This is a genomic window from Vibrio genomosp. F10 str. ZF-129 (genome assembly GCF_000287055.2).
In the GTDB taxonomy this organism is placed as follows: domain Bacteria; phylum Pseudomonadota; class Gammaproteobacteria; order Enterobacterales; family Vibrionaceae; genus Vibrio.
On sequence record NZ_AJYQ02000117.1, the window covers coordinates 20,212 to 41,442 of the forward strand.

Consider the following 21,231-nt stretch of genomic DNA (forward strand, 5'->3'; position numbering starts at 1 on the left):
TATATCCATCTTATCCAATAAAGCTGATATAGCTTTGCAAAATAATCAGGTTAACAATATCAATAAAGAAAGCACCGACGATAGGCACCACCATAAACGCCTGTGGCGATGGGCCAAACTTATTCACTAAAGAGCCCATGTTCATGACCGCGGTCGGTGTTGCCCCTAGACCAAAGCCACAATGTCCTCCAGCAATAACCGCAGCATCATAATTCGAACCCATTACTTTAAAGGTAATGAAGTAAGAAAATAATCCGAGAACCACCGATTGAACGGCCAAAATAGTGAGGAAGGGAATCGCTAAGTCGAAGATGTTCCACAGTTTCAAACTCATCAATGCCATTGCCAAGAATAGAGACAGTGAGACAGTACCCAAAATGTCGACCGTTTCAGAATCAACCTTATGTACTTTTGTCACTTCCAGTATATTCGTAATAAACACACCGATAAATAACGCATATACAAAGTCTGGAATCATCAGCCAGTCGATGTTAAATGAACTGACCCATTGCTCCAAATACGTTGAACCAGTAACACAAATCAGCAGGATAAACAGAACTTCAATGACCTTTTTGGCGGTTACTTTGTCTTCTTCATATTCGTTATAGGTGACTAATTCAGGGAAGCGTTCATGGGTGTTGATACCACGACCATATTCAGATTCAAGGCCGTTTTTGGATATCAGCTTCTGTGCAACAGGGCTGCCTATAATACCACCAATGATCAAACCAAATGTGGCGGATGCCATCGCTATTTCAAGGGTATTGGCTAAGCCAAAACTATCGGAGAACGTTTGTGACCAAGCCGCTCCAGTACCATGCCCGCCAGACAGTGTAATCGACCCTGCAATTAGGCCCATCAAAGGATCGAGCCCAAAGGTACTCGCGAGTGTCACACCAACGCCATTCTGAATGATGATATAGACAGACGCGACCGCTAAAAATAGAAAGACTTTCGCTCCACCTTTCATTAATTGGGTATAATTGGCCGCAAGCCCAACGGTACTAAAAAACATCAACATGAATGTATTTTGCAATGGCAAAGAAAAAGAAAGGCTAATACCTTTGAAGTGCATAATGGTGATACAAATGGCGATGATCAACCCGCCGACAATAGGCTCTGGAATATTAAACCGTTTTAGAATGGGTAGCTTGGTGTTAACAAAGTGGCCTAAAAATAGGACGCTAATTGCGATTAAGAAAGACTCTAGTGGCCCAACTGAAATTAAATGATTCATATAACCTCTTCCGTTGTTTCACTCATCATCCTTAACGAGTAGGAGTTTCCGCGTTGTAAAAAGAATCACACCAACGCATCTCTCTATTTTAGATGAATTTTTCATACTGATTGCCATGATGAGCAACGCCATTTTACTGACCTGGCTGGCTGATACGAGTATCAAAATCTTAGGTATTGATGCTCTCAGAATGAGAATATGGCGTGCATTATTAAACAGATCGCCCCTAATTGTCGAATTTAATGAAAAATCACGGATGGATTATGCTGCACCTAACCTGACTATTGGAGGGGTACGGTTGCGGATCTGCGGGCAAAAAAATGGCCAATCGCAATAGAGCGATTGGCCGATATAATGTGTGAACAAGAAATTCACTAACAACGTCAGTTGGCTAGGTGACCCTCGGCTTAAGAAGAGTCAATATTCATATAGCAGTTATCGTGCCAACTTTAAAAACCCATAAATTGAGCATATAGATCGCATAAACCTCACCTTTTTAGTGATATTCAAGATCTGATTTTGCATTTTGCAAATGCATTATGCACAAAACGGCAAAATGCTACTCTACTGGTTTCTTATTAATAAAAGACATAGTATTACCAATTTCTTGTCGCGTAATCTTAAACTCACCACTGATTTTCATACTTCTTTCGCGCAAGAGTTTGTATACTGCGTGCATCATTTATCACACGTTGTAACAATGAACTATTTCACTACATTTTTGAAAGGTATGGCAATGGGTGCCGCAGATGTCGTTCCGGGCATCTCTGGCGGCACGATCGCATTCATCACTGGTATCTACGACACACTTCTAGAAAGTATTCGCCGAATTAATCCGTCCGCATTAACTCTGTGGAAAAAAGAAGGGTTCTCTGCTGCGTTTTCTCATATTAATGGGCTCTTTCTGATCGCATTATTTAGCGGAGTTCTTACCAGTATTGCCACATTGGCAAAATTGATATCTTGGCTATTGATTGAACACCCAATCCCTCTTTGGTCGTTCTTTTTTGGCTTAATCTTGATTTCAATAGTGCATATCGGAAAACAGATAGAGCAACGTTCTCTTTCTCGACTGGCGTTTTTCTTGTTGGGTATCGCAGCGGCCTACAGCATTACCGTGCTTCATCCTCTTGAACTTGAAGTCACCAATGTCAATATACTACTCGCGGGTGCTATCGCGATTTGTGCAATGATTTTACCCGGCATTTCAGGCAGCTTCATTCTCTTACTGATCGGTATGTACTCACCGGTTCTAACTGCCGTGAAATCATTTCAGGTTGATGTATTAGTCTTGTTTCTCAGCGGCTGTGTTATTGGGTTGCTCTGCTTTTCTCACCTTCTCTCTCGCTTATTACATTCATTCAGAGATCTTACCTTGATTTTCTTAACAGGGTTAATGGTGGGTACTTTGCCAAAAATTTGGCCTTGGAAGCAAACGCTATCATGGCGCACTAACTCAAGTGGTGAAAGTGTTCCTTTAGTTGAGCAAAACTTGTCCCCATTTCAGTATGAGACGATCACCTCAGAGCCGTCTCAACTATTGCTAGCCGTTGTGATGATGTTTTGTGCAATGGGTCTAGTACTCGGACTAGAAAAATTTGCTGAAAGCCATGATGTTTAAATGCTAGTAGGACCTTGTTCAATTTTTGTCTCTATTTACCCATTAGAGACACAAAATAGAAATAACGGACAGTCCATCCTTTAGCATCAGTGACGTCTCGTGTCGGAGCCCTCAATGTTCCGACACGACTGTTAGCACATTTTTATAATTGTCTTAAAATACATATCGCTAAGCATGTTAGTATTCCATTTTCATAACGTATTGAAATGGATATACCCATGCATCCTGCACTAAAAGTTGCAGCTGTTATTGCAGCGCTTGTGATTGGTTTTTTTGCCAATGACCTTCGCCAACTGGCCTCATCTTCAACATCGACATCTTCTATCGATGATTACTGCTTTATTTCGACAGAGCCTTGCCTTCAAGACGGTGTCACCATGAGCCTCGATACTGACACAGTGCAACCACTGGTACCAACAACGTTCACCGTAAAATGGAGCAACCCTCAAACCAAGACTTTAGTCCTAGATTTAGAAGGATTAGAAATGGATATGGGCACGGTAAAATACGTACTTAACGCAAACGAGGAGAATCTTTTCCAAGTTGATATTCTTTTACCCGTTTGTACCACTGAAAAAATGACGTGGGTTGGAAGTTTAACCGATGGCGATCACTCTGTATCGCCCGCTTTAAGGATGGAACGATGAGTAAAAATTGGTCATTAATACTGGTCGTGGCTTTTGTGTTTGGCCTGTCGGTCAATACCTACCTGACAAAACAAGCTGAATCAGATGCTCAAAAGGCCATGGATTCTACAACAGCCAAAACGGAACAAACAAAGAGCCACCCCGAACCGGTTATCTTTCATGGTAAAGACAAACAAGCCATTGATTTGTTTGATACCACCGATACCCGAACACGAATCATTTACTTTGGCTTTACCCGCTGCCCTGATGTGTGTCCAACGTCACTCGCCATGCTTGCCGGGGCCATCAACGAATTAGATGAAGCATCAAAAGAGAGCATTCGGCCCGTATTCATATCACTCGATCCTGAAAGAGATTTTGCTGAATCCGCACATCAATATGCACAGTATTTTCATCCCATGATCGAAGGATTATCTGCCCCGCTCGCGACCACTACAGAGCTAGCACATCACTATGGCGTTATTTTCAGAAAAACGGAGCTTGAAGGGTCAGAGCTTGAATACACGATTGACCACAGCTCTTACTTCTATTTCACGTCACCTGATGGGACCTTATTGACCAAAGTTCCACACACGCTCTCTCCAGCTCCCTTAGTGGACGCAATCACGAGAATTCATATGGATAAAAGCCATACGAAATAGAAGCCATACTCAATAAAAATAAAGTTCAATAGAAGCAGGCTCCAATGCAAACCGAGCCCAATAGAAACCAAAACAAATAAAAGAAACATAAAAGGAAAACGCCCATGAAACTGAATGCTCTTCTTCTTTGCACTCTTATCCTAAGCCCGATCGGTTATGCATCAGCAGAGAAAGTGTCGCCAGAAAAGGCAGCAGATAGTGCACATATGGATGTGATGGTACATCACGCCTACGCAAGAGCGACACCTCCTAACGCAGTCAACAGCGCTGTTTTTACACAGTTGATGAATAAAGGAAATACAGACCGTATATTAGTGAGTGCATCAACCAACGTGGCAGGGAAAGTTGAATTGCATGATGTCATTACTGAAGGCGATATGATGAAGATGCGTCAAATTGACGAGATCAAGATACCGGCAAATGATCACGTTGAGCTTAAACCGGGTAGCTTGCACATCATGTTATTAGACCTAAAAGCGCCATTGATTGAAGGTGAAGCTATTGAGGTTAACCTGACATTTAAAAATGGTGAGCAACAGGTGTTTACAGCCCCTGTTAAAAAAGTCATGAGTGGCATGAAACACCACTGATCCTACTTTATACAACTCTATCTCCTAGGGAAGCAGAAATGCTTCCCTTTTTTACCTCTTCTATAAATGCCAACCCAACCCCGCGCTAAAATTGATAATCACCAATAATAATTAAAACCACAAAATCAACCATAATCAGCATTAAATTTTACACTGTTAGCAAAAATGCAATTTTTAACACCAAATTAAATTTATTTATAGACATGAAATTGTGCCTCTATATCATATCGCCGTTCAAATGGATGAACTTAATTATTACAATCCAAACACTCGCACATCACAGGAATGACCATGCCAAACAGCAACATTTTTGCCCGTTTTACCAGCGGAAATCTGGTTTTACAAATCCTAGCCGGAATTATTCTCGGCGTTCTTCTCGCGACAATATCGCCCGAAAGTGCCATTAGCGCCGGACTCTTAGGCAGTCTGTTTGTTGGTGCTCTGAAAGCTGTTGCCCCTATTTTAGTCTTCATTTTAGTCGCAGCTTCAATTGCCAACCAAAAGAAAAATCAACATACACACATGCGTCCAATCATCGGTCTGTATTTGATTGGTACATTAACCGCATCATTAACAGCGGTTGTACTCAGCTTCATGTTCCCAACAACGTTGACACTGGTTGCCGGTGCAGAAGGCGCTACGCCTCCACAGGGAATTACTGAGGTTCTCAACACTTTGCTATTCAAAGTCGTGGACAACCCAGTTAACGCGCTAATGAACGCGAATTACATTGGCATTCTAGCTTGGGCAATTGGCTTAGGGCTTGCGCTTCATCATGCTTCAGCGACGACTAAAGCTGTGTTTGAAGATCTCAGTCATGGCGTCTCTCAGATTGTTCGCTTCATCATCAGGCTTGCGCCATTTGGTATCTTTGGTTTGGTATCGGCTACCTTTGCAACAACGGGCTTTGAAGCTCTAGCTGGCTATGCACAGCTCGTGTTTGTATTGCTAAGCGCCATGACTTTCATCGCATTGGTTGTAAACCCAATCATTGTTTTTTTAAAAACGAAAGAAAACCCTTACCCATTGGTTCTTCAATGTCTTAGAGAAAGTGGCGTTACCGCGTTCTTTACTCGTTCAAGTGCTGCCAATATCCCTGTCAACATGGCACTTTGTGAAAAACTAAAATTAGATGAAGACACCTATTCTGTCTCTATTCCACTGGGTGCGACTATCAACATGGCAGGTGCGGCCATCACCATTACCGTACTTACCCTTGCAGCCGTTCATACTGTGGGTATTGAAATTGATCTCATGACTGCGCTACTACTGAGTGTCGTTGCTGCGGTATCAGCTTGTGGTGCTTCAGGCGTCGCTGGTGGTTCACTGCTATTAATTCCATTAGCATGTGGACTATTTGGTATCCCTAACGACGTCGCGATGCAAGTCGTTGCTGTGGGCTTTATCATCGGTGTGATCCAGGATTCAGCAGAAACAGCACTGAACAGTTCAACTGACGTTGTCTTTACTGCCGCGGTATGCAAAGCAGAACAAAAGCGCGGACAATAATCTCACTAAATTGAGATAACCCCCTTTACTCAGCGAGTAACAATCCTTTACTAACAACAATCCCTGCGAATAAGGCAGGGATTGTTCGTTCGATTACAATGAAAATTACATCACTACTGTATCGGTTTATCGATTTGATTGGGCGAATAATTAAAGTGATTTTCTAGCCCTGAATCGTTCGTTTTTGTCGATTCGGATTTTTCGAGGTCAACACCTAAATCCTCTAATGCTTCATCTTCTGATTTAATCACCTTCTCCGGCAAATAAACTCCGCGTTTATAGAGCTTATTCAACGCTTTAATGATGGAATGCTTGCCCACTTTGTTCGCGCTTATTTTCTGAAAGAGAGGTTTAGCCAACGACTGAAGACCGACAACAGAATCAACCCCAATGTTACCGCCCACCCTATCTCGTATCGCTTTAGCCGGCTCGTACCCAAAGTACGCTGATAAAAATAACCAAATATACGCAATGGCATTACCACTGCTGCCTCTATCAATCCAAGCTTCACCGGCATGACACATCGATTGAGCATGGCCCTTTTCAGCGGCACGCTCTAACCAGTAACAGCCCTTACTGTGATCTTTCTCTACACCAACGCCATTGAGATAAGTAAGCCCAAGTTTCATTCGACCTTCATTACTGTGTAATTTAGCGGCTTTGGTATACCAAAAACTCGAGTCTTTTGGCGTCGGTATTGGATTGCTATCAGACGTGCACCAATCTCCCATAAACAGAATGGCAGGGATGTATTTGTCTTCCGCAGAAGCCCGAATCATGTCCAAAGCTTTCTCTGCATTCACCGTAGTGCCTCGCCCATTTAACAAGGCCATTCCCATATCAAACTTCGCTTGCGGGTTGCCCTCTAATGCCTTTATGCATATCTGCCAATACTTCGCTTTCTCTTTAAGTATGAGGTCTTCTCTCACTTTCTGGCTAATACGAATCACGCCATACATGCCAGTAATATTATCTAGCTCCGCGGCTTTACTGTACCAATACAGCGCTTCTTTAATGCTCTTCCTTTCACCTTCCTTCGCCAGATAAAGAATCGTAGGAATATGACCGTTCTCCGCTTTATTCAAACGTTCTTGTCTTTCCATCTGACGCGATTTCTCTAATGCTTTTCGATAGGCCGCTTCTCGTTGTTTTTTTTCTTCTTCTAGCCTTTTTTTGCGCAGCGATAATGACAGCATCCACAGAAACGCTATGATCAATGACAAACCGGTTGCGCCAATCGCAATCCCTATAATATTCATGTGCAGAATTCTTTTATTATGATGCTAAGTTATCGGTAATTTGATCGAGAAGTTGAGAAATACCGGCTCGTTTGACTTACCCAAGTAAAATTATATGCGAATGAACCCTAAGTAACATAGCTTATATTTATGACCTTAAACTACCACATCCATCATTCACCGTGACTGTTTCCATAAAAAAACCCCGCAAAAGTGCGAGGTTCTCACTGTTTACCACGCGAAGCAGTAAGGCTACTAAGAGCTGGTCCGTGTCGCATTGCTATCGACCATTTTAGGCTCTGACATCTTCTTCGCATCACTCAATTCAACCACTTGCTGTTCGGGCATTGCGTGAGTCGCTCCAGTGAATCGTCCACCCGTTTGAATGCTCAAATTGTCACTGTATATCGTTCCTACCACACTGCCTCGTGACAAAATTTCAATCGTCTCAGCGTGGCAAGTGCCTTCAAACTTTCCGTTGACTAACACTCGTTCAGCGTAGATTTCGCCACTGATGATGCCCGTTTCACTAATGGTGAGTGTGTGTTCAGCGTGAATCTCTCCATCCACGGCACCATCCACTTGTAGATCACTTTCTAACCTGAGTTGGCCTTCGATCGAACAGCCTTTTGCGATGACAGTTGTAGCTGACTGCTGACTCTTGACTCGACCTTGTTTACTAAAGATTCCCATCGGATACCTCTTACTTTACTGAATATGGTCTCAAAATCATTAACTCCCCAGTCCACAAAGGGTCTTGGATCTAATGAACGACCAACAAATCTAATTTCATAATGTAAATGTGGACCAGACGACAACCCACTATTCCCAGAATGGGCAATTAAATCGCCTTTCTGGACGAAATCACCACTTTTAACCAAAAACTTATTTAAGTGAGAATACGAACTCGTAAAGCCATAACTGTGTTGAAGTCGAAGAAAATTACCCGACCCTTTTTGACTTGACCGAGTTACCTCGACAACCCCATCAGCAGGTGCATACACAGGTGTACCCGTATTGACCGCAAAATCCTGACCGCGATGCATTTTAATCGATCCGGTCACCGGATGTTTTCTCTTGCCGTATCCTGACGAAATTCTCGCATTATGAACAGGCGGACCACTCGGAATTTGAGTCAACATCACCATCCTGACCGACGAAGTAATCGCAGCGGTATCCAAGCGTGATTCAAGTTCACTGGCATCTTCGATGTCACCCATACCCAATACTTTTTCAAGATCACCCAAGCGGTCAGAAACGAGATTCATCCGCTCTTCTCGATCAAGCAAATCACTCTCTAAATTAATCTTGAGTTCTTGAAGTGAAGAGACCTCTTCAGTGAGCGACATAGATTTAGTTTCTAGTTCTTTTTGTTTTAGCTTCGCAAAATCAACTTCATCGACTAAATGATAAATAACACCAGCAGTGACAATGACTGCAATTAAAGCAAAATAACCCAGCCCTTTTAAACCGTGCCTGATCCACTTTCCTAGATGAAAATGTCTCGTCCCGTGAATAGACGAAACTGAAACTACGACTCTATCTTCCATACTTCCATCAGTTCAATTACATAAAATCAGGCTGGATTCTAGCAAACAAGTTCGACTAACAAAACTAAGTCCTGTTTGCGATTGCGCGAATATCACAGCTTTATTGTTAACTCTGTGATTTACGACGAGTCATTTTTAGCCCTTATTTAACCCAAGCTACCAGAAACCTTCACTATTTTTTACTGTACCTGAGTAAAGCCATTTCTTTGCTTTTTTATTGTTTCAAAATCTCTTAATATCGCTCCATGATTTTTTAACCGTCACGATTATGAACAAAAGCTTATTTACTAACGTTTCTGCCCTGATCATTCTCATCTTTGGCTTCTACTTTGACAATGAAATCGTTTTTTATGCCGGTCTTTTTGCCTTTTCAGGCGCGGTAACAAACTGGCTAGCCGTACACATGTTATTTGAAAAAGTACCTGGGCTTTACGGCTCGGGTATCATACCCGCCAGATTCGAAGAATTTAAAGCGGCCATTAAAGTCCTCATGATGGATCAGTTTTTTACCCGAGAGAACATTGACCGTTTTCTAAATAAAGAGATGGCTGGCGATAAAACCCTGAATTTAGAGCCAGTATTAGAAAAAGTGGATTTCAATCCGACCTTTGATTCTTTGGTTGAGGTCATTGCCAATTCGTCTTTCGGCGGTATGTTGGCCATGGTGGGTGGAACAGAAGCACTTGCACCATTAAAAGAACCTTTCGTAGAAAGAATGCAGCAGGCTGTTGTCGAGATCAGTCAAAGTGATTCAGTTAAAGAAGCCATCAAGGCACAGTTTGAAACGCCGGAAATGATGGATGAAATAACCGTCAACATTGAAAATATTATCGACCAGCGATTAAATGAACTCACGCCTCAGTTAGTAAAATCAATGGTTCAAACTATGATCAAAACTCACCTTGGTTGGCTTGTGGTTTGGGGTGGCATTTTTGGCGGTGTCATTGGTGTGATTTCTTCGTTGGTTCTATAGCCAGACTTCACGATGCCACTTAAGAAAACATGCAGAAAGGAAGATGTGGATGCATTTTCCTTTTAAATCATTGAAAGCAATTCAGGGTTAACCCCATATCCTCGTTTGTGCTCTTCTATCACCACTTCACTTCGGGTTTGAATCACCCCAGGTAAGGTTCCAAGCTTACTCGACATGAATAATTGATAAGCTTTCATGTCTTTCACTCGTACTTTTATCATGGTATCGAAGTCACCCGATAATGAGTAACACTCTTCAATTTCAGGCATGAGAGACACAGCGTCGGAAAATTTCTCAAAGATTGAAAAACTGGTTTGATCGAGGCGTATATGAATAAAAACCTGCACGTCTAAACCGAGTTTCTCTGGGTTTAGTTCAGCACGGTATCCACTAATAAAGCCCTCTTTTTCAAGACGTTTGACACGGTCGGAGCAAGGTGACGTGGTGAGGTTAACCTGTTTAGCAAGCTCTACTATTGATAAACGGCCATGCAGGTGAAGTGTTCTTAATATTTCTCGGTCTATACGATCTAAATCCATTTTCGTACGCGCATCCATCAAAGTTAAACGTGATCATATACTAATAGTGCATTGTTGACGTTAAACTCGTTTTACCACATTAGTAGAGCGTGGATCAGATCACTCTTATGTTCGAAAAACTCGTTTCTGTTAGCGTTGAACGGCTATTACAGTCGCGACAAAATCCTTGTTTCTCCATTTTTACGTAGTGCTCTCCTTGAAATAAACTCGAAAAAAGCATCTGTAGTGAGTGCAATGTCGACTGGGGCTTTTCTGTCTGGCAGCGCTTCATAACCACTTTATGGTGTGTAGGTTTGCGGCAACAATTACAGTAGACCTTGGACATTTTGATTTCTCCAGAACGATAAATGGGGGTTATTGATAATGGACTCATTGTGAATCTGTTAGTTCCATTAGCTCAAACTTTAGTCTAAGAAACGTGACCTAAGTTACGAAAGAAAACCCTCTTGTTCACCAATACCAGCGACTTTCTAGCCTAGATCTCATAATTTTAATCAAAAATGCCCTACCAAAAGGCAGGGCATCACTGATACTAGAGCCTTAGACCGACGGTTAAGTCAGGTCCAGGTCATTGCTTTTCAAATTATAGTTAAAACTAGTCAAGCTCTTGCAGCTGTTTTTCAAACTTCGCATGCTGTTTCATAACGGCATCTTCTGGTTCAGCCGTTAATAGGCTAACAACAATGATGCTTATTGTAGACAGTATGATACCCGGAACAATTTCATATACATCAAACCAACCACCGCTGAGTTGCTTCCAAATTACGATAGTGACACCACCAACAATAATACCCGTCAAAGCACCATTGCGGTTCATTCTTGACCAGTAAAGGCTAAGAACAACCGCTGGACCAAATGCGGCGCCAAAACCAGCCCAAGCGTAAGAGACCAAGCCAAGAACTGAGCTATCAGGGTTCATTGCTAGAAATAGCGCAACAATAGAGATACCAATGACAGCAAAACGACCGATGCGAACGATGTCTTCTGAGCTCGCATCCTTATTCACAACCTGCTTGTAAAAATCCTCTGCCAATGCAGAAGAAGACACAAGCAATTGAGAATCAGCCGTACTCATAATGGCAGCGAGAATAGCGGCCAGTAGGATACCCGCAATCACTGGATGGAAAATCGCATCGACTAACAGCATGAATATTTTTTCGCCATCAGCCAAGCTTCCCATTGAAGAGTTAGTGACATACACCAAACCCACCAAGCCAACTAACATAGCACCAACCATAGACAGTGCAGACCAAATGACCGCGATACGACGAGCGGTTGTTAGATCTTTATTTGAACGAGTCGCTTTGAAACGAGCCAAAATGTGAGGCTGACCAAAATAACCTAGACCCCATGCCGCTAAGGAAATAATAGCAATGGCCGACAAAGGCTCGCCTTTAGTGTCATTCCATAGGGTTAATAGCTCTGGATTAATGTTATTCAAATCCGTGGTTAGATCGCCAATACCGCCTTGCATTGCTGCGATAGGGACAATTAATAGCGCAGCTGCCATCAATAAGCCTTGGACAAGGTCGGTCCAGGACACGGCCAGGAACCCGCCGAACAATGTGTAAGACACCACACATAAAGTGCCGATAACGAGCGCAACCGTATAATCAATACCAAATACGGTTTCAAATAATTTACCACCAGCGACTAAACCAGAACTTGTATAGAAAAGGAAAAATAGCAGAATGAAAAATGCTGAAATAGTCTGAATCAATTTCGTGTTGTCGTTAAATCTTCTTGACAGGAACTCAGGTAAAGTCAGTGCATCTGTCGTAATACTGTACGTTCTTAAACGCTTTGCACTGATAAACCAGTTGGCCCATGTACCTAAAAGCAGACCACCAGCAAGCCAAAACGCTTCGATACCCGCAGCGTAGGCGTAACCAGGCAAGCCAAGCAGTAGCCAGCCACTCATATCCGACGCCCCAGCAGATAATGCTGAAGGCCAAGGCCCAAGAGAGCGGCCACCTAGGAAATAGTCGGTAGAATTTTTTGTACGTTGGTAAGCGATAACCCCAATGGCCAACATCATTATGAGATAGGCAATAAAGGTTGTTGTAATAGCAAAGCTATTTTCCATTTTTTGTTCCTCTGGTAAAAAGACAGTCTTCCATGAACGCCACGACAAACCCGTGGCGATTACTTGAAATAGTTAATGAGCTTCATTTCCAAGCTCAAGCAGTGTGGCATTACCCCCCACTGCCGTTATATTGATGGTTCGTGTTCGCTCGGTAATAAAGCGCAAGCACAGTGCTGGGTCTTGCGCATGAGTCAATTGCGCCATATCTGTTTCTGAAGTCAATAATACGATTGCTCCATCTTTCTGAGATAAGTGGCGATTAATCGCGATTTCTGTATCCATGCGGCCTACATAGCCGAGAGACCGAATATCGGTATCCAGTAATGGTTGATGCGCATCGAGAGACTCAAACTGCAATACGTTGGCGGGCAATTTTGCTGCCCTAAACGCCGCTTCCAGCATCGAAACCAGCTCGAAATCATCGCTACAAACAATCACGCTATTGCCTGCAAGCAACGCCGCTGATACATATGACGTAACAACTAGATTGGCGTTATTTTCGGTGCTGTCATGAACAACAAGAGCGACGCCACGACCTGTTGTGTACAATTCGTTGGTTTCACCTGTTGGTCCAGTAAGCTGATGAGTATTACCGAGTAACTTATTCGAATGCTGAAGGTGAAACTTCATCACAGAGCTTAACGAGGTTTTCTTTTTTTCAACCTCCGTTAAGGCGAGTAGCAAGTAAGCACTTCTGGTTTTATAATCAAGCTGACTCCAACTTTTCCATGCGGTGTAAGAATCAGAAAAACGTGTGATTTGATGCATTATGTTTTTTCTCCTACACCGATGGTGTTAGTTTCAATTGAGTAAATCGATAAAGATAGTGAGGCCCACCCGCTTTAGGACCAGTCCCTGATAGACCTTGTCCACCAAATGGTTGAACTCCCACGACCGCGCCAACTTGATCTCTATTGATGTAGCAGTTACCCACTCGAGAATGCGCTTCAATCCAACGGTATGTTGTTTCATTTCGGCTATGGATTCCCATCGTTAAGCCAAATCCCGTTTGATTGATTTTTTCAACCACACTGGCGAGCTCATGAGCTTTATAACGAACGATATGCAAAACCGGCCCGAACTGCTCTTCTTCCAGCAATGAGATGTCCTCGATTTCAAAAGCACAAGGCGCTATAAAGTCGCCGTATTCACAGCTATCATCTAAAGAAAGTTGCGCCACTTTTTTCGATGAGGTCATCATTTTTTCAATGTGTGTGAGTAGCTTTTGTTTTGCTGCTTTATCAATCACAGGACCGACATCTGTGCTGTGCAGATACGGTACGCCCACTTTGAGTTCATCCATCGCACCTTGAATCAGCCCAATGATGCGATCGGCGATATCTTCTTGCACATAGAGCACTCGCAATGCTGAACAACGCTGACCTGCCGAAGCAAACGCAGAGCGAATAACATCGCGCACCACTTGTTCTGGTAAAGCCGTGCTATCAACAATCATGGTATTTTGGCCACCCGTTTCCGCGATAAATGGCACCGATGACTGTTCTCGTTTTGCGAGAGATTGATTGATGCGTTGCGCGGTGAGTGTTGACCCAGTAAATGCAACACCAGCGATAAGAGGATGTGTCGTCAGTACCGAGCCAATGTCACTGCCTTTGCCAGGGAGAAGTTGAACCACGTTGCTTGGAAAGCCCGCTTGATGCATCAACTCTACCGCTTTAGCGGCAATTAAGCTGGTTTGTTCCGCAGGCTTAGCCACGACAGTGTTACCCGCTACCAATGCAGCCGTTATTTGGCCAAGGAATATCGCGAGTGGAAAGTTCCAAGGGCTAATACATACAAAGACACCAAGCGCTTCGCGAGAGGCAAAATTTAACGTGCCGTCAAACGCGATAATTTGCTCTGGTGTGAATTGTTCAATTTGCTTTGCGTAATAACGACAGAAATCCACCGCTTCACGAACTTCATCAATGCCATCATGAATCGTTTTTCCCGCTTCTTGATGGCAAAGCGCAACCAGCTCAGCAAGGTTCTCTTCCAGTAAATCGGCTAATCGGTCAAGAGCAGCGGCTCTATCGCTGACTTCTGTCTCATTCCACCCTTGAAATGCGTTAGCGGCACTGGTGATCGCTTGGGACACATGACCAAGGTTTGCATAAGTCACCTGACCGACGTTAATACGGCGATCGTAAGGCGCGGTTACTGTCACCACCTCTAATGATTCAGTTTCCTGCTCGGCGTCGATCTGAATGCCATCAATCATCGGCCCCGCTGACCACTGTTTATCCAGGAAGCTCGACACTTGGTTGTCGAAAACCTTCGCTTCGCTTTCGATATCAATATTGACGCCAGACGAGTTTTTCCGCTCTGAAAAAACCTGTGCAGGTAAAGGAATGCTTTGGTTGTTAAGAGAATCAAAAGCCAACAGCATATCAACGGGATGCTGAGTCAAGCTACCAATTGGACAGCGCGCATCGACCAATCGATGGACAAATGAACTGTTCGCGCCGTTTTCCAATAAACGACGAACAAGATAAGGCAAAAGATCTTTATGGCTTCCAACCGGAGCATAAATGCGAACAGGCTGCTTGAAGGTTGCTTTTGCATGCTCGTGCAAAGCATCTCCCATACCATGCAAACGTTGGTACTCGAATTGATCGTGGGTCGCCATTACCGATATTGCGGTAACAGTTTGCGCATTGTGGCTGGCAAATTGTGGGAAGATATGTCCTTTAACACCCTCACTCAATAAGAATCGAGCACAAGCAAGGTAGGCGACATCGGTGGCTTCTTTCCGAGTGTACACTGGGTAATTAGCATACCCACCTTGTTGAGATAACTTAATCTCAGTATCCCAATAGGCACCTTTAACTAAACGGAGAGGGATTTGGTCGCCTTGATCTTTGGCCAGTTTGGTTAACCAGACAAGCACAGGAAGCGCTCTTTTTTGATACGCTTGCACGACAAGGCCTAACTTACCCCACCCTTTTACTCTTTCGCTTCGATACAGCTTTTTAAACAGATGCAGTGACAATTCCAAACGGTCCGCTTCTTCTGCATCAATGGTAATAGCGACATCCAATTCAACGGCTCTATCCAGTAATTGCATCACTGTGTCGTACAGTTCATTGAGAACGCGCTGCGAATTGGCCACTTCGTACCTAGGATGCAATGCCGAAAGCTTAATCGAGACTGACGACGGCGAGCCGCTGGTTTGCCCTTGGATTTGACGTCCGACAGCTTCAATAGCCATTAGATAACTTTTAAAGTACTTGTTAGCATCGGCGGTTGTTAATGCCGCTTCACCCAACATATCAAAAGAATAGCTGTAGCCTTTATCGACGAGTGGACGCCCATTCTTTTGTGCTTGCTCGATACTGCGACCAAGCACAAATTGATGCCCCATGATCTTCATTGCTTGGTTCATCGCTTGACGAATCACAGGCTCGGACAATTTGTTGACTAATCGATTCATCGCCTGAGTTGGGCTGTTCGACTCTTTTTCTGATAGGCCTATCACTTTACCCGTCAGCATCAATCCCCATGTTGAGGCATTAACGAAAACTGAATCCGAATTTTTCAAATGAGACTTCCAATCAGCAATGATCAGCTTATCTTTAATCAATGCATCGGCCGTCGCGCTGTCAGGAATTCGCATCAATGCCTCAGCCAAGCACATAAGTAAAATACCTTCATGGGTATCTAGACTGTACTCCAATAGCAGAGCATCGATCATTTGAATGGATTTTTTGTCCGCTCGAATCGCCTCAATTAAATGCGTTGTTTTCTCTTCAATTATTTGTTTTTCATTGTTTGAAGAGGTTGCTAAAGGAATGAGCTGCTCAAGCCATTGTGACTCATCAACCATATATAGGGGAGAGATCTGCGCCCACAGGGTATCCAGTGGCTGATCCATAAACTCTGCTTTCAACACATCGGTCGCTGTAAACATGGGTTTCCTCAATTTGACACCTAAAGAGAATCTTTAGGTTTCCTACCATGGCAGGGAGTGTATTTTGAGCCGACGATGATTACTTGTCAAAAACTCCGAATGATTTGCTGTATTCTACGTTATTTAACAGAATATAAACAAAATCACACCGAATTAACTAATGGATGATACTGCATAAACAATTTTATTTAACATTAAGTACATTTTTGTATTGGCGAGGAGACATACCCTGCAGCCTAGAAAAGGCATGAGCGAAAGTACTTTGCCCAGAGAAACCCGTTAACTCAGCCACTTGACCCAACGAATAGTGGCCTTTTTCAATCAATGATTTAGCTCTGTCGATGCGTTTACCTAAGACATATTGATGTGGTGTAATCCCCATCTGCTCTTTAAATAAGTAATGAAACTGACTTTCCGCTAGAAACACACATCCAGCGAGCTGAGCGACCGATATTTTGCGACTAAGGTGCTGCTCTATGTATCGATCTATCGTGTCTAAAGAGAAACGTGACTCTTTTTTTGAGTGTTGAAACGTCGAAATGTGCCTCTGTAAAAGCGCAACCACCGTATCGTTGCAGGCACGACTTAATAACAGATCATCAGGGTGCAGCTGCATTTCGTTCGTCAGCATCTGAATCAATTTTTGTATCTGATCGTCTAATTGAAAATACGTATTGCTGCAAGAGAGTTGATTCAGCTTTTGAAGCAGCAATGGGTCATCATTTTTGGGCTTGGGCATATTGAGAACCAATATTTCTGAGTTTCCGACAACACCACCAAAAGCATGATCGCTTCCTGATGTCACAACGCAACCTTGACCAGGACCAACCAAATTACCTTTGCCTGCAACTTCAAACTCTGCTTTGCCTTTTAAACCGATGACAATTTGCGTGTATTGATGTTCATGGCAGTCCATATAAGAAGGTAAAGTGATCAATTCCGCAGGCTTAGGCGACAAAAGATTGGCTCTTTTTCCAAAAATAGGCGTCATGATTTCATTCATCTCTTTCATTTTTGCTAATCTACCCTGATGTATTTGCACATACTATCGCAAAATCCATCGATTATATAATGGCGCCGATCGATTAAAACGGATATAAAATCACACTCATACCCCTGAGTGCCCACCCAAACCCCATGGTTAAAATTTGAGCGATCGCATAAATGGAACAATGATCAAGTGCACATTAATTACGGTTAATGTCGATTCAATCGAAATAGATGGATGCTGCATCAAATTATAGGCTTGCATATTTTAAGATAAAGACCAAAATGGACAGGTACTGATAAAAATTTATCGAACACACTATTATATCAACTTGTTATTGATAAATTTTCCGTGCTGATAGAAACAAAATTTTTATTATGAGACGACCAAATAAGTCGTCAAAAGTTTGTCTTTTCCACTGATAAGTGGGTTAACACGTTAATTTGTTGCAGGGACCTATGATCAAACGTCGAATCCCAGCGCTCTTGCTTGCGCTAAGCCCTTTTTGGGTATCTGTATCGGTGAATGCGGAAGAAGCCAACCAGATAGACCCGGTTGCCGCTATCGATGAAAAAATCAACATTAAGCAAAATGAACTCGATACCATTGCTTCAGATTATGAAGATGAAGCGGGTAAACTTCAGCAGCTTAAGAACGAGCAAGCTCGTCTAACGCGCGATGCAAAAGATCTCAATGCGAAACGCAATCGAGCTAAATCTGCGTTAGATAAGCAGTATAGTCGCCTTCTTGACGACCCTGAGACTGACCTAATTTCATTCCAAAAGAAATATCAGGAAACTTGGGCAGCGGTTAAGAAAAATCAATCTGATACACTGGAAAATGATCAGGCGATGACAGAAGTCGAAATGCGCCTTTCTCAAGTAAAACAGAAGCAAGCTCGTCTTAACACAGAGTTTTCTAACTTAAGAGAATTGCGCGTAGATGCTCGCGTTAAGCGTATTCAATCGGAGCTTCGAGAAAGCGATGTTCTTGAAACCAGCTACAAGACGACCTGCTCGACTACGATGACACTGGGTGAGTGTGCCAACCAAGGCAGTCACTTAACCAAACAAAAGGCCGTTAAAGCCTTTAGGTCTCAGCTGCTTGATAACCTTACAGAGTCGGTCATTGCTAAACAGAATCTGAAAGGTGTTCAGCTCAATATTCATATCCAGGAAAGCCAAGTGGTTCGCAGTGGTTTCGAAGGAAACAACGAATACTTCACTCAATTACAAGCGCAACTTCAAGCCAAGCCAGAAGCCGTTGCGGCCTGTAAGCTTCTTAATGTCTCAAGCCGTTACTGCCTAACCAGTGATTCGACTGCTACGACAAACAAGAAAGATGATAAAAAATGGGCAAACGTGACCGTGCGTTCCGACCAATATAATGACTCCGTTGTCATTAACGGGGTAAATTATGGCAGCACGCCTGTTGAAGTTGTGTTGCCCAATGGTCGTCACCAAGTGAGTGTTTCTAAAAATGGATTCGAGACGTATAACCGCGTGATCACTATCAACGGTAGTGACACGGTTTGGGTGAAGCTACTCCCAAGCAAAGAGAGCTAATATTTAGGAAATGAAAGCAAGCGCGTATTCGTTCTTGCTTTCGTTTTTTTGTGATCATTATGACATGACGCCATTTTCTCATTGCCTCGACAGGATGTAATGAGCAAAAGTGGCGTTTTCGTTCAAAATATAACCGTTAATTTTTAATTTGATGAAGTAGGAAAACAATGCGACGAGGTTTACCCGCTCTCTTGCTAGCACTTGCTCCTGGTTTAGTTGCAACCTCAACCATTGCAGAAGATGTACCAACATCGGTCCTTGCAATCGATGACGCACTCTTTACCAAGCACACCGAGTTATCAAACGCTCAGAAAGACTCAGACACCCAACAGCAAGTCGTTGAGACCCATGAACAGCAATTGAGTGATACCAACAAGCAAGCGAAAAAACTGGACCGTTCTTTAGCCAAAGCTAAGTCTAATCTGGAACGCGATTATAACCGCATGATTGACGAACCCGAACTCGACCTTACTTCTTCGCAAGAAAAATACCAAAATGCCTGGGCCAGTGTAAAACAGAATCAAATTTTACGTCTCAATGCAGAACAAGCTCTACAAGAACAGCAATCCATTCTCAATCAAAAGAAAGCGATTGTGGCTAAACTTGAAGAGGACATTACTCACCTAGACCACTCTAAATTACGCGCTCGTGCGGATCGTTTGAAGTCCGAGTTGCGACAATCTGGCACTCAAAATGTTAGCTTTACCAATGTTTGTTCGGCGACAATGACCATTGAACAATGTGATAAGCAAACCGTGGATCTCGCACTTCAAAAATCAGTTAATCAATTTCGAACTGCCCTTGTCAGCAAAACCAGTGAAGAGACACTGATCAAGCAAAATTTAGATAAAGTCTCTTTGAATATTCATGTGCTGAAACACAGTACGATTGAATCGGGTTTCTATGATGGCAAGCGCTACCGTACGATCATGGACGTTGAGCTAGATGCAAGACCAACCGAAGTCACAGCATGTACACTGCTTAACCTTGACGCTAAGTTCTGTTTTGCGCCAGGCCAATACAGTGAAAGTACCGTTAAACAAAAAGAAACGGCCTGGGTGACGCTCATTGTGCGTTCCAATCAACATAATGACCGTGTCGTGGTTAATGGGGTCAAATATGGTAGTACGCCCGTAGAAATCATGTTACCCGTCGGTTCGCACATGGTAAGCGTTGCAAAAGAAGGGTATAGCTCTTTTAATCAAGAGTTGAAAATTAGCTCGGATCATCAACTTCGAGCCGTGTTGCACGAAAATCAAAATGAGCTTAAAGCCGGTCATGTATTTGCAGATGCGCTAGCAAATGAAGGTGTTGCACCAAACCTCGTCACCTTTGTACCTGGAACCTACCTAATAGGAGAACATGGTTCAAAGCAATATCACCTTGATCATGCTTTCGCGATCGGGGCGACTCCGACGACTGTTAATCAGTTTACACGCTTTATTGAAAGCACCAACTATCAGACCGATGCTGAGTTAACCAAAGTATGCACAACCATCACAAGTTCAGAAATCACTCCGATCCCTGATAGTTATTGGCGAAACCCTGGCTTTAAACAGTACGCAAACTCACCCGTTGTTTGTGTCAGTCAAAACGACGCGAACGCCTATACTCGCTGGCTTAGCGAGCAAACAGGATATCGCTATCGACTGCCCACAGAAGAAGAATGGGAAATCGCGGCAAGAGCGGGCGCACAAACTAACTACTGGTGGGGTGACAAGTTTAAACCTGGTGAAGCGAATACCGGTTGGAGTGGCACGCCTTGGTCAAATACCAGCACATCGCCCGTCAGTGCGTTTAAACCCAATAGCATGGGGCTTTACGACATGGTAGGAAACGTATGGGAATGGACAGGGGATCGCCGTGGCATGTCAAAAGGTGGGGCTTGGAGTTTTTCCCCAGCTATGGCTTCATCTCACGAACGACTCTTTGTGGCCCCTTCTTCCGCCTCAAATTATGTGGGCTTTAGGATTATTCGTGACATCAACTGAATACCTAATGTGTCATTAGAGTAAAACTGCTCAGTATAACCATGACGCCACTGACCCTCCGGTTCGTGGCGTTTGTGTTATTTTCATCCAGATACTGAACGTAGCGCGGTGAGCATCCCGCATTTTCAATCAGTGATTTCTTTTGT

At 43.3% G+C, this 21,231-nt stretch carries 17 protein-coding genes; 8 read left to right on the plus strand and 9 right to left on the minus strand.

From position 1 onward, the window contains the following. Positions 1–10: 10 nt before the first annotated feature. Positions 11–1,237 carry a sodium/glutamate symporter gene (gltS, locus tag A1QO_RS14840; protein ID WP_017041179.1) on the minus strand — a complete coding sequence of 409 codons (1,227 nt, stop codon included), beginning with the start codon at positions 1,235–1,237 and terminating at the stop codon, positions 11–13. Between the two features lie 700 nt (positions 1,238–1,937). Here gltS and A1QO_RS14850 point away from each other — a divergent pair. The 5 genes from A1QO_RS14850 to sstT all read left to right on the plus strand — a co-directional run bounded on the left by A1QO_RS14850 (position 1,938) and on the right by sstT (position 6,245). Next, positions 1,938–2,858 carry a DUF368 domain-containing protein gene (locus A1QO_RS14850; protein ID WP_026027006.1) on the plus strand — a complete coding sequence of 307 codons (921 nt, stop codon included), beginning with the start codon at positions 1,938–1,940 and terminating at the stop codon, positions 2,856–2,858. Positions 2,859–3,076: 218 nt separating this feature from the next. Continuing rightward, positions 3,077–3,505 (plus strand): hypothetical protein, encoded by a 429-nt coding sequence (locus tag A1QO_RS14855; RefSeq protein WP_017036205.1) that lies wholly within the window; start codon positions 3,077–3,079, stop codon positions 3,503–3,505. After that, complete coding sequence (locus A1QO_RS14860) at positions 3,502–4,146, plus strand: SCO family protein (protein WP_017040711.1); 645 nt, start codon at positions 3,502–3,504, stop codon at positions 4,144–4,146. Before A1QO_RS14855 ends, A1QO_RS14860 begins: the two co-directional genes overlap by 4 nt. A gap of 104 nt (positions 4,147–4,250) precedes the next feature. Further along, positions 4,251–4,736, plus strand: coding sequence for a copper chaperone PCu(A)C (locus A1QO_RS14865; protein ID WP_017040712.1), 486 nt, complete (start codon positions 4,251–4,253; stop codon positions 4,734–4,736). A gap of 291 nt (positions 4,737–5,027) precedes the next feature. Beyond that, positions 5,028–6,245 carry a serine/threonine transporter SstT gene (sstT, locus tag A1QO_RS14870; RefSeq protein WP_017036202.1) on the plus strand — a complete coding sequence of 406 codons (1,218 nt, stop codon included), beginning with the start codon at positions 5,028–5,030 and terminating at the stop codon, positions 6,243–6,245. A 113-nt stretch (positions 6,246–6,358) separates the two neighbouring features. Here the strand turns inward: sstT and A1QO_RS14875 are convergent, their stop codons facing one another. The 3 genes from A1QO_RS14875 to A1QO_RS14885 all read right to left on the minus strand — a co-directional run bounded on the left by A1QO_RS14875 (position 6,359) and on the right by A1QO_RS14885 (position 9,033). Continuing rightward, the gene (locus A1QO_RS14875; RefSeq protein ID WP_017036201.1) at positions 6,359–7,504 is read right to left on the minus strand and encodes a tetratricopeptide repeat protein; all 1,146 of its coding nucleotides are present in this window, start codon (positions 7,502–7,504) and stop codon (positions 6,359–6,361) included. Between the two features lie 234 nt (positions 7,505–7,738). After that, on the minus strand, positions 7,739–8,065 hold the full coding sequence (locus A1QO_RS14880) for a bactofilin family protein (RefSeq protein WP_017036200.1): 327 nt from the start codon (positions 8,063–8,065) through the stop codon (positions 7,739–7,741). 14 nt (positions 8,066–8,079) lie between these two features. After that, the gene (locus A1QO_RS14885) at positions 8,080–9,033 is read right to left on the minus strand and encodes a M23 family metallopeptidase (protein WP_017036199.1); all 954 of its coding nucleotides are present in this window, start codon (positions 9,031–9,033) and stop codon (positions 8,080–8,082) included. A gap of 268 nt (positions 9,034–9,301) precedes the next feature. Between A1QO_RS14885 and A1QO_RS14890 the strand changes: the two genes are divergently transcribed. After that, positions 9,302–10,006, plus strand: coding sequence for a hypothetical protein (locus A1QO_RS14890; protein ID WP_017036198.1), 705 nt, complete (start codon positions 9,302–9,304; stop codon positions 10,004–10,006). Between the two features lie 62 nt (positions 10,007–10,068). Here A1QO_RS14890 and A1QO_RS14895 read toward each other — a convergent pair whose 3' ends face one another. The 5 genes from A1QO_RS14895 to A1QO_RS14915 form a co-directional block, all read right to left on the minus strand. Further along, complete coding sequence (locus A1QO_RS14895) at positions 10,069–10,545, minus strand: Lrp/AsnC family transcriptional regulator (protein ID WP_017036197.1); 477 nt, start codon at positions 10,543–10,545, stop codon at positions 10,069–10,071. 595 nt (positions 10,546–11,140) lie between these two features. Then, positions 11,141–12,631 carry a sodium/proline symporter PutP gene (putP, locus tag A1QO_RS14900; RefSeq protein ID WP_017037774.1) on the minus strand — a complete coding sequence of 497 codons (1,491 nt, stop codon included), beginning with the start codon at positions 12,629–12,631 and terminating at the stop codon, positions 11,141–11,143. 72 nt (positions 12,632–12,703) lie between these two features. Continuing rightward, a complete protein-coding gene (locus tag A1QO_RS14905; protein WP_017036195.1) occupies positions 12,704–13,399 on the minus strand; it encodes a hypothetical protein in 696 nt (231 codons plus the stop codon). Positions 13,400–13,412: 13 nt separating this feature from the next. Then, positions 13,413–16,541, minus strand: a complete 3,129-nt coding sequence (putA, locus tag A1QO_RS14910) for a bifunctional proline dehydrogenase/L-glutamate gamma-semialdehyde dehydrogenase PutA (RefSeq protein WP_017041180.1) — start codon at positions 16,539–16,541, stop codon at positions 13,413–13,415. A 184-nt stretch (positions 16,542–16,725) separates the two neighbouring features. After that, positions 16,726–17,544 (minus strand): helix-turn-helix domain-containing protein, encoded by an 819-nt coding sequence (locus A1QO_RS14915; RefSeq protein ID WP_017040162.1) that lies wholly within the window; start codon positions 17,542–17,544, stop codon positions 16,726–16,728. A gap of 443 nt (positions 17,545–17,987) precedes the next feature. On the opposite strand from A1QO_RS14915, the gene A1QO_RS14920 reads away from it, so the two are divergent. Together A1QO_RS14920 and A1QO_RS14925 are read left to right on the plus strand one after the other, a co-directional pair. Next, a complete protein-coding gene (locus A1QO_RS14920) occupies positions 17,988–19,094 on the plus strand; it encodes a PEGA domain-containing protein (protein WP_017036747.1) in 1,107 nt (368 codons plus the stop codon). A gap of 167 nt (positions 19,095–19,261) precedes the next feature. Continuing rightward, positions 19,262–21,085: a formylglycine-generating enzyme family protein gene (locus A1QO_RS14925; protein ID WP_017041181.1), complete on the plus strand. Its 1,824-nt coding sequence runs from the start codon at positions 19,262–19,264 to the stop codon at positions 21,083–21,085. Positions 21,086–21,231: the final 146 nt, after the last annotated feature.

Bases quoted from the DNA above. Each gene is read 5' to 3' on its own strand.
- gltS (WP_017041179.1), bottom strand. From the start codon at position 1,237: ATGAATCATTTAATTTCAGTTGGGCCACTAGAGTCTTTCTTAATCGCA.
- A1QO_RS14850 (WP_026027006.1), top strand. From the start codon at position 1,938: ATGAACTATTTCACTACATTTTTGAAAGGTATGGCAATGGGTGCCGCA.
- A1QO_RS14855 (WP_017036205.1), top strand. From the start codon at position 3,077: ATGCATCCTGCACTAAAAGTTGCAGCTGTTATTGCAGCGCTTGTGATT.
- A1QO_RS14860 (WP_017040711.1), top strand. From the start codon at position 3,502: ATGAGTAAAAATTGGTCATTAATACTGGTCGTGGCTTTTGTGTTTGGC.
- A1QO_RS14865 (WP_017040712.1), top strand. From the start codon at position 4,251: ATGAAACTGAATGCTCTTCTTCTTTGCACTCTTATCCTAAGCCCGATC.
- sstT (WP_017036202.1), top strand. From the start codon at position 5,028: ATGCCAAACAGCAACATTTTTGCCCGTTTTACCAGCGGAAATCTGGTT.
- A1QO_RS14875 (WP_017036201.1), bottom strand. From the start codon at position 7,504: ATGAATATTATAGGGATTGCGATTGGCGCAACCGGTTTGTCATTGATC.
- A1QO_RS14885 (WP_017036199.1), bottom strand. From the start codon at position 9,033: ATGGAAGATAGAGTCGTAGTTTCAGTTTCGTCTATTCACGGGACGAGA.
- A1QO_RS14890 (WP_017036198.1), top strand. From the start codon at position 9,302: ATGAACAAAAGCTTATTTACTAACGTTTCTGCCCTGATCATTCTCATC.
- A1QO_RS14895 (WP_017036197.1), bottom strand. From the start codon at position 10,545: ATGGATTTAGATCGTATAGACCGAGAAATATTAAGAACACTTCACCTG.
- putP (WP_017037774.1), bottom strand. From the start codon at position 12,631: ATGGAAAATAGCTTTGCTATTACAACAACCTTTATTGCCTATCTCATA.
- A1QO_RS14905 (WP_017036195.1), bottom strand. From the start codon at position 13,399: ATGCATCAAATCACACGTTTTTCTGATTCTTACACCGCATGGAAAAGT.
- putA (WP_017041180.1), bottom strand. From the start codon at position 16,541: ATGTTTACAGCGACCGATGTGTTGAAAGCAGAGTTTATGGATCAGCCA.
- A1QO_RS14915 (WP_017040162.1), bottom strand. From the start codon at position 17,544: ATGAATGAAATCATGACGCCTATTTTTGGAAAAAGAGCCAATCTTTTG.
- A1QO_RS14920 (WP_017036747.1), top strand. From the start codon at position 17,988: ATGATCAAACGTCGAATCCCAGCGCTCTTGCTTGCGCTAAGCCCTTTT.
- A1QO_RS14925 (WP_017041181.1), top strand. From the start codon at position 19,262: ATGCGACGAGGTTTACCCGCTCTCTTGCTAGCACTTGCTCCTGGTTTA.